The sequence below is a fragment of the Rhodococcus sp. MPR-R1B genome, assembly GCF_058793255.1.
In genome coordinates this window covers 69,862-78,007 of the sequence record NZ_JBXAFO010000027.1, presented here as the reverse complement: position 1 = coordinate 78,007, position 8,146 = coordinate 69,862, and the positions used below count along the sequence as shown (strand labels likewise).

At 60.4% G+C, this 8,146-nt stretch carries 5 protein-coding genes; 3 read left to right on the top strand and 2 right to left on the bottom strand.

All coding sequences use genetic code 11. The annotated features are described in order from the left end of the window. Window positions 1–245: 245 nt before the first annotated feature. Together AC1Q61_RS27170 and AC1Q61_RS27165 are read right to left on the bottom strand one after the other, a co-directional pair. Complete coding sequence (locus AC1Q61_RS27170) at window positions 246–1,157, bottom strand: cation efflux transmembrane domain-containing protein (RefSeq protein ID WP_064113954.1); 912 nt, start codon at window positions 1,155–1,157, stop codon at window positions 246–248. A 72-nt stretch (window positions 1,158–1,229) separates the two neighbouring features. Beyond that, entirely contained in the window at window positions 1,230–1,928 is a 699-nt protein-coding gene (locus AC1Q61_RS27165; protein WP_007735269.1) for a haloacid dehalogenase type II, read from the bottom strand. A gap of 110 nt (window positions 1,929–2,038) precedes the next feature. On the opposite strand from AC1Q61_RS27165, the gene ggh reads away from it, so the two are divergent. The 3 genes from ggh to AC1Q61_RS27150 form a co-directional block, all read left to right on the top strand. After that, window positions 2,039–3,376 (top strand): glucosylglycerate hydrolase, encoded by a 1,338-nt coding sequence (gene ggh, locus AC1Q61_RS27160; protein WP_042449890.1) that lies wholly within the window; start codon window positions 2,039–2,041, stop codon window positions 3,374–3,376. Between the two features lie 107 nt (window positions 3,377–3,483). Then, the gene (locus AC1Q61_RS27155) at window positions 3,484–4,179 is read left to right on the top strand and encodes a glycoside hydrolase family 25 protein (RefSeq protein ID WP_370334015.1); all 696 of its coding nucleotides are present in this window, start codon (window positions 3,484–3,486) and stop codon (window positions 4,177–4,179) included. 979 nt (window positions 4,180–5,158) lie between these two features. Next, the coding region (locus AC1Q61_RS27150; RefSeq protein ID WP_492654910.1) for a DUF7927 domain-containing protein at window positions 5,159–8,146 on the top strand (2,988 nt) is incomplete at its 3' end.

Here is an 8,146-nt window from a genome sequence, read left to right as displayed (position 1 = left end):
CTGACGCGGTGATGGCGATCTCGCGGACGTCGCTGGGGTGAAGCCGCCACAATCGTCCGCGCACACCCACGGCGGAGTTGTTGACCACGTCGGTGACGGCATCGTCGGTGATGTTGATCGTCATGAGAACCCCCCCCGTTCCGCCTTCCATCATACTCGAACATACTTTCGAGTCAAGGACGTTTTCGGGAAGGTGAGGTGGGCCCGGCCGTCGTGATTCTGTTGTTCGAGAGCAGATTCCGTCGCTAGAGCATCAGCGCCGGATCTGTAGTCAGTTCGATGTTCAGCCACGGTTCGTAGGGGAGATCGGCGAGGCTGGTGGCGAACGAGCGTCGTACTGCGTCTTCACCGTCGATGTCCCAGCTGTGTGGCGCGACCATGAACGTCGCTTCGACATACAGCTTGCGACCCACCTTGCTCATGGTGAGAGTCGGTTCGTCCAAGCCGAATTCGTCGCGGACGACGGCGATGGCATCGTGCACGCGGGCCTGAACGTTTTCGCCGGGAGCACCTTCGAGGAGTTCGATCAGTGCGGTTCGCAGAAGTGCGTACGGTTGCGGGACCAGCATCGCGCAGCCGAGGAGGACCAAGACGGAGTCGACATATCGGTCGGCGTCGGAGAAATCGGTGCGGCCCAGGATCATTGCGACGACAGCACCGACTGCGACCAGCGCGCTGAAGGCAGCCGACGCTCCCCATTGCCTGGCTTCGGCGACGAGCAGATCAGATGTGCGGTCGACTTGTCGGACGTAGCGCCAGATGATGATCGACACCACCGCGCTGACAGCGCCGTATGCCACCAGAGACCCCGCGGTGACGTCGGCTCCGCCCGCGAGGATGACACGAACTGCCTCGACTGCAGCGTAGGCGAGCGTCGCCAGTAGTGCCATGCCCTGGACAGCGATGACGACCGGGATCAATGCCTCCTTACCGAACGGGAAGCGTGCGGTGGGGCCCGAGTCGGCTATCCGCGAGACCCGCAGTGAGAGCGCCGTCAACACCATTCCGATGAGGGCGTACACACCGTCGAGCAGGATCACCTGGGACTGCGAGATCCAGCCCCAGAATGCGGCGAGCACAGCCAACGCCGTTGCGACCACGAGCGAGTACCGCAGGGCCTTGCGTTCGCGGGTAGCGCTGTCTTCCTTGGTGCCCATGAATTCCAAACCGCCTGTCCGTTTCGATATTCCTTCACGTAGGAATACCAGCAACGACGCGCAGGCACGGGATCAGTGGACCAATTGCGCTGCCAGATCGAGAAAGTCCTCGGCGTTGATGTCGAACTCGTCGGAGAAGGACACATCGGGATTGCCCCTGGCTCCGAATTCGAGTGGTCGAGCTATGAAGGCTGTGCGGAATCCGAGAGCTTTGGCCGCCCGGATGTCGTATTTGTGACTGGCAACCATCATGATCTCGGCCGGGTCGTACCCGAGATATCGAGCAGCCAGGTGGTAGATCTTCGGATCTGGTTTGAAGACGCCGGCCATTTCGGCAGTGAAGACGGCATGCCATGGCAGATTTCCGTGCCGGGAGATGCTGACTGCGGCATTCACGTCGGCGTTGGACAAGGCAGCGATTGTGTACTGCTGGCGCAGGGTTGTCAGGCCAGCGACAGTGTCGGGCCACGGGTCCAGGAATTTCCAGGCGGTGGTGAGTTCTTCCTGTTCGGCATCGGAAAGTTCGATGCTCTCGCGGGCCAACAGCTTGCGCAGAGCCTCGCGGTACACCGAATGTACTGTCACCCATTCGCCTGTGGAGTCGTCGGCCTCGGAGGTGTTCGCGAAGTACTCAGCGCGCCAGAGATTGACGAATCTTGGCCAGTCCACGTCGGCGTCGGTGATTCGACGGGCCTCTCGGCACAGTGTGCTGTGAAAATCGGTCGCTGTGCCCTGGACGTCGAACAGCAGTGCTTTGATCTTCTCGCGCACTAGGCCTCCACTCCGAGATCACCTGACGGACTTCCTTCATTATTGCGGCTGCAGCGCCGGATTCGTGCTCGGTGAGCGCAAAGGCTCGACGCGTCGCAAAATAGACATCTATGGCCGACCGCGGATTTACCCCGACTCAACTCGCCGCCCGAGCTGCCTACTTGCTGCGCGGAAACGACCTGGGCACGATGACCAGCGCTGCCCCGAAGCTGTATCCCCACATGTGGAGCTGGGACGCCGCGTTCGTGGCGGTAGGTCTGGCGCCGCTCAGCGTCGAACGGGCGGTAGTAGAGCTCGATACCTTGCTCTCGGCTCAGTGGAAGAACGGAATGATTCCGCACATCGTGTTCGCGAACGGTGTCGACGGCTACTTCCCCGGCCCGACGCGGTGGGATGTCAATGCGTTGGCAGCGCATGCTCCTTTGGGTACCGCTACATCGGGAATCACCCAACCCCCCGTTCACGCGATCGCGGTGCAGCGGATTCTCGATCATTCGCGTCGGCACGGACGTACGACGCGTGCGGTCGCGGAAGAGTTCCTCGACCGGCGCTGGAGCGATCTGGTTCGGTGGCACCGGTGGTTGGCGGAGGCCCGCGATCTCGACGGCAACGGCCGTATCGCGCTCTATCACGGGTGGGAATCTGGGATGGACAACTCTCCGCGGTGGGATCTGGCGTACGCGAATGTTGTTGCGGGACAAGTTCCTGCGTATCAGCGTGCTGATCTCGCTGTGGTGACGGACCTGTCTCAGCGGCCCACGGATAACGAATACGACCGCTACCTTTGGCTTCTCGAAGAGATGAAGGCCGTGCGGTACGAGGATTCTCAACTCGCCACTGCCATGAGTTTTGCCGTCGAGGACGTGTTTGTCAGTGCGGTTTTCTCGATGGCATGCGACGTCTTGGCAACTATCGGTGAGGAGCATTCGCGGCCGAACTCCGACGTCCGTGATCTGCGCGGTTGGGCAGATCGATTCCGGCAGGGCGTGATTGCCACCACCGATGAACGATCAGGTGCAGCAAAGGATTTCGATCTTCGCACCGGGCGATGGGTTCATACCGAGACCATCGCGATGTTTGCGCCGTTGCTGTGCGGCGGCCTGAGCCGCGATGCCGAGCGCGCTCTGTTGCGCACTTTCGAGGGGCCCAAATTCTGTGGTCACCCGGACATGCGGTTTGCTGTCCCACCGTCGACGTCTCCGGTTTCCGGCGATTTCCGTCCTCGGGAGTATTGGCGTGGCCCGGTGTGGCCGGTGATCACGTGGTTGTTCTCGTGGGCGTTCGCGCGTCGGGGGTGGGCCGAGAGATCGCACGTCTTACGTTCGGAGGGGTTGCGGCAGGCCAGCGATGGCAGTTTTGCCGAATACTACGAGCCTTTCACCGGTGAGCCGCTGGGCAGTATGCAACAGTCGTGGACCGCTGCGGCTGTTCTCGATTGGCTCGGTTGAGTGAACATTCCCTGAATTAGGGGACAAAACGGACTAGTCGACCTTAGTCTCGGGAAATGGTCGAGCGACGGATCGTCAGGACACTGGGCAAGCTCACCCCGATCGCGATGGCAGCTGCCATCGCGATCACGGCACCTGGCCTCGCCGCTGCCGACGCTCCCCGTGGCCCGGACGTCTCTTCGTGGCAACACGTGGACGGAACCGGAATCGACTGGTTCCAGGTCAAGGCGTCAGGGCACGAGTTCGCGATGGTCAAGGCCACCGAGTCGCTCAACTACGTCAATCCGTACTTCATCCAGGATTGCCTGGTCATGCGTGCTGCCGGCGTCTCGCGCGGGGCCTACCACTACGCAGACGTTCGCCAGTCCCCCGAAGCCCAGGCCGCCTTCTATTCGGCGATCGTCCTGGGTATCAACGGACCTGGTGACCTCCCGCCCGTTCTGGATCTCGAGGACGCGAAGGGACTGCCCGCCGGGCAGGTCATCGACTGGACTCATCGCTACTTGAATACAGTCCAGGCACTTACCGGGCGGCAGCCCATCATTTACACGTATCCCAACTTCTGGCGTACTCAGATGGCCAACACCACCGAGTTCAACCACTACCCGCTGTGGATCGCCGATTACAACGGGCAGAACGCACCGGGGCCGCTACCCGGCGGTTGGTCCAACTGGACTTTCTGGCAGTACACCAGCACCGGACGCATCCCCGGAATCACCGGAAACACTGATATCAACGTCTACAGCGGAGCCCAGGGCGATTTCGATCGCTACGCCAACAGTGTGGGGTTCGGCAGCAGCTAGTTTGCGGCGGGGCCCTTGGCTCCGTGGTGCCCGGTTCGGGCCCTTTCGCCCTCGATGCATTTGCCTCGAGGCACGCGGAAGGGCCCTTTTTGGCACTCTTGTGACGCTTGGCTGGTTAGTCCGGTTGTTGCTCGTCAGTTACGAGAATTCTGCCGGGCGGTAGCCACGGTCGCTGAACTTTCGACTAGCTGAGCAGGATCAGAAAATAGCTATGGCAGAAAATGAGCAGAACTGCTCTGCCTGAAAAGCTACAAAACGGACTTGAAGTTGGGTTTGAATCGAAGGCGGCCGCCCGGTTTCGGGCGAAGTTGGTGCCTCGCAATCCAATTATCGGAGCCTCGGGATGCTTCGTTACCGGCAGCCGTCGCTGAGTGTGGTCTGGATCAATTCGATCAATTTCGACGTGCTCGCACGGGTGATCGGACTCCATTCAGGACGGGGTTTCCGACCGTCGTTCGAGGGTCTGTGGCGCATCCAACAGGCCTTATCCATATTGGGCATTTGTCCAGATTCCGTACCTTCCTCGAGGTTGGTCGTCACCCGATCTGGTCAGCGGAAACGTTGAATGTCATCGCGTTCGCCGCGGTGCCGCACTCCGAGGGCTGAATTGTCCGCTCGGACAACACTGCTCCTCGAAGCTTGTCCGATCTACGAACAAAAACGTCGATCGGTCTGCTTTGTCCGACTTTCGATGGGCAAGCTCCCGGTTATCTGTTATCTTGTTCCTGATAACTGGAAGGTTGCTCTCGATTTGCGCGGATTTCGAGGGCCAAGGTCCTGTTCAGGGCGGCTCTTCCAACACGCAGGTGTTTCCGAAGAGGAGCTCGAATGACAGGACCGGCAACAGCGTCCGGTGTGAGGTCGATCAGCCGAAAACAGGCGCATCGACCCGAACCAACCGATCAACCGGGAGTTCGCGCCAGCGCTCTCGCATCTCCGTCCATCGAACATCGATCAGGCACATCCTGGGGAGTAAGAAATGCCTAACGACATACCGCCGACAAGGTCGGCCATATTCACCGCAGGGCTCCCGCCCTGGGTGCGAGCGTGGACGGTGGTATGGACCGCCATCGCGATGATTCTCGGTATCTCCGGCGCGACGGCAGTGGTTGCGTCAGCGCAGCCGGCCGCGACGCTCGGCGGCCCCGTTCAGGCTCAGGCGCCGGCTCGCGCCGCTGTTCTTCCGGATGAACAGCCTGCAAAAGGCTGCGCATTCAGCGCCCCCGGCACCGGTCCGTTCTCGCAGAACATCTGCTGGATCGATATGTCGACGCTCGATGCGGCAACGGCTGCTTCTGCGGCAGGGCAGTCGATGGAAATCCAGCTCACCGACGGTTACAAGATCAACTTCAAGGCTTTCCTCACCGACTCGGTAGCGGGAAAGACACACCAGGGGATCGAAACGAAGGCATTTCCCACGTTGCACTATGCAGCGTTGGGAACTTCCGCGTACACGGGTGTGCCGACGACGATCAAGCCGGCGATCTACCAAACCTCAGCCACCGCTGGTCAGTCCGGTGGAACAGTCTCGCTGAAGAACATCGTGATGACGGGGCCGAATGGCGCCGTCAACAACTACGGGCTCGTAGCAGCCGACGCCGAGTCGACAGACGCGAATATCAATACTACGAACGACCGTGAATTCCTCACTTTCAATTCGGACAAGCCTCTACGGCAGATCGCACGTACCGTCGGTGACGACAGTGATCCTGCCTACCCCGGAATTCGGGCCTGTGACGGTGGGCTGACGGGTATGCCAGCCAATACCGTCCGATGCGATTCGTGGAACAACGTCAATGGCCAGGGGCGCACGCCCGGAACGCTAGTCGTTGCATCGACTGCTCCGACAAGTTTCGCAGCCACTTTCGGAAATACCGTTCAGGCGACCTCGCGTCAGGGCCTGGCGTTCGGTGTGCTGCTGTCGAAGGTCAAGATCGACAAGGACCTCACGCGCGTCACCCCCGGTGACGATTTCACTATCGGCATGAGCACCGGACACCACGCTGATGCAGGCGCCGCTGCAGCAACCGAGATCAAGAGCACCACGACCGGTGCGACTGATACGACGGCATCGACTGGCTGGCGGACGCTCCTCGCAGATACCACGCCCACCCCTGTCACGTTCTGGGAGAAGCCAACTACCTCGGCGACCAAGACCGCGAACTATGCGACATCGTGGGATTGCCAGGTAAACGGCGTGACCCAGGCCCTCAGGGTCGGTGACGTTGCGCAGGCAGCACTTACACCGGGTGACAACGTGTATTGCAAGGTCAAGAACACCCCGGTTCTCGTGAAGAAGTCGTCGTCACCACCTACCGGTGAGACGGTCAATATCGGCCAAACAATCACCTACACTCTGAATTTCGAGAATCCCGGCACTGCGCCGGCACTGATCGACTACACGGACTTCCTTGCCGACGTCATTGATGACGGAACGGTTGCGGTCGGTGCTGCTACCGGCGGACTCACCGCTGCATTGGATGGCGCCGACAAAATCAAAGTCGGCGGCACATTGCCAGCCGGCGGCAAAGGGACAGTCACCTACACCGTCACGGTCAAAGACGGTGGTAACAAAGTCCTGAACAACTACCTCGTTCCGGGGACAACAACTCCTCCCACAACATGCGATCCTGCAACCAATCTCTGCACGACGCATCCCATGCCCGGGTTCACAGTCGCGAAGACCGCTGTGCCCGCGACAGGTTCGACGGTTCAGGCCGGCGATACCATTACGTACACGGTCACCGGTGCTAACACCGGCAAGACGGCCCTGACTCCCGCGACGATCAAAGACGATCTGAGTGCGGTTCTCAACAATGCTGCCATCGTTCCGGGCTCGCTGAAGGCGACCGTCGACGGTGCTGCTGTCGCTGCTCCGACCCTGTCGGGCAGCATTTTGTCGTGGTCCGCCAATCTCCAGGCTGGTAAGTCTGTTGTTCTGACCTACCAGGTGAAGGTCAATGCCGGCGTTGCCGCGGGCACGGTTCTGAACAACAAGGTCACCGGTACTGCGAAGCCACCCACCGGTCCGGACATCACTCCTCCTACGGTGGAGACGAATCACTCGGTTCCCGGCTTCAAACTGGAGAAGACTGCTGATCCGATCTCCGGTTCGACGGTTCAGGCCGGCGAGTCGATCAAGTACACCGTCACCGGCACCAACACCGGCAAGACGAAGCTTGATCCGGTACAGATCAATGACGATCTGGGTGCGGTCCTCAATAATGCTGCTGTCGTTCCGGGTTCGCTGAAGGCGACCATTGACGGAGCTTCCGTGGCTGTTCCGACTTTGTCGGGTACGACGCTCTCGTGGACTGGCGTTCTCGAAGCCGGCAAGTCGGTTGTCCTGACCTACGAGGTGAAGGTCAACGACGGTGTCGCTGCGGGTACGGTCCTGAACAACAAGGTCACGGGTACTGCGAAGCCGCCGACCGGTCCGGACATCACTCCGCCGCCGGTTGAGACGAATCACTCGGTTCCCGGTTTCACTGTCGCGAAGACTGCCGATCCTGCGTCGGGTACCGGCGTCAATGCTGGTCAGACGATCACGTATACGGTGACAGGTACGAACACCGGTAAGACGACGCTCAATCCTGTTGTGTTGACCGATGATCTGTCGAAGGTTCTCGACAACGCGGTGTTGGTGGACGGTTCGCTGAAGGCGACTGTCGACGGTGCTGCTGCCGCTGCTCCGACGCTGTCGGGGACGGCGCTCTCGTGGACTGGTGTTCTGGAGCCGGGTAAGTCTGTTGTTTTGACTTATCAGGTGAAGATCAACGATGGTGTTGCCGGCGGGGTTCTGATCAACAACAAGGTCACCGGTACTGCGAAGCCGCCGACGGGTCCGGAGATCACTCCTCCGCCGGTGACGACGGAGCATCCGGTTCTGTCTCCGAAGATTGCTGTGGTGAAGTCTTCTGATCCGGTGTCGGGTTCGAATGTTGTTGCCGGTCAGGACATCAAGTAC

Bases quoted from the DNA above. Each gene is read 5' to 3' on its own strand.
- AC1Q61_RS27170 (WP_064113954.1), bottom strand. From the start codon at position 1,157: ATGGGCACCAAGGAAGACAGCGCTACCCGCGAACGCAAGGCCCTGCGG.
- AC1Q61_RS27155 (WP_370334015.1), top strand. From the start codon at position 3,484: ATGGCAGCTGCCATCGCGATCACGGCACCTGGCCTCGCCGCTGCCGAC.
- ggh (WP_042449890.1), top strand. From the start codon at position 2,039: ATGGCCGACCGCGGATTTACCCCGACTCAACTCGCCGCCCGAGCTGCC.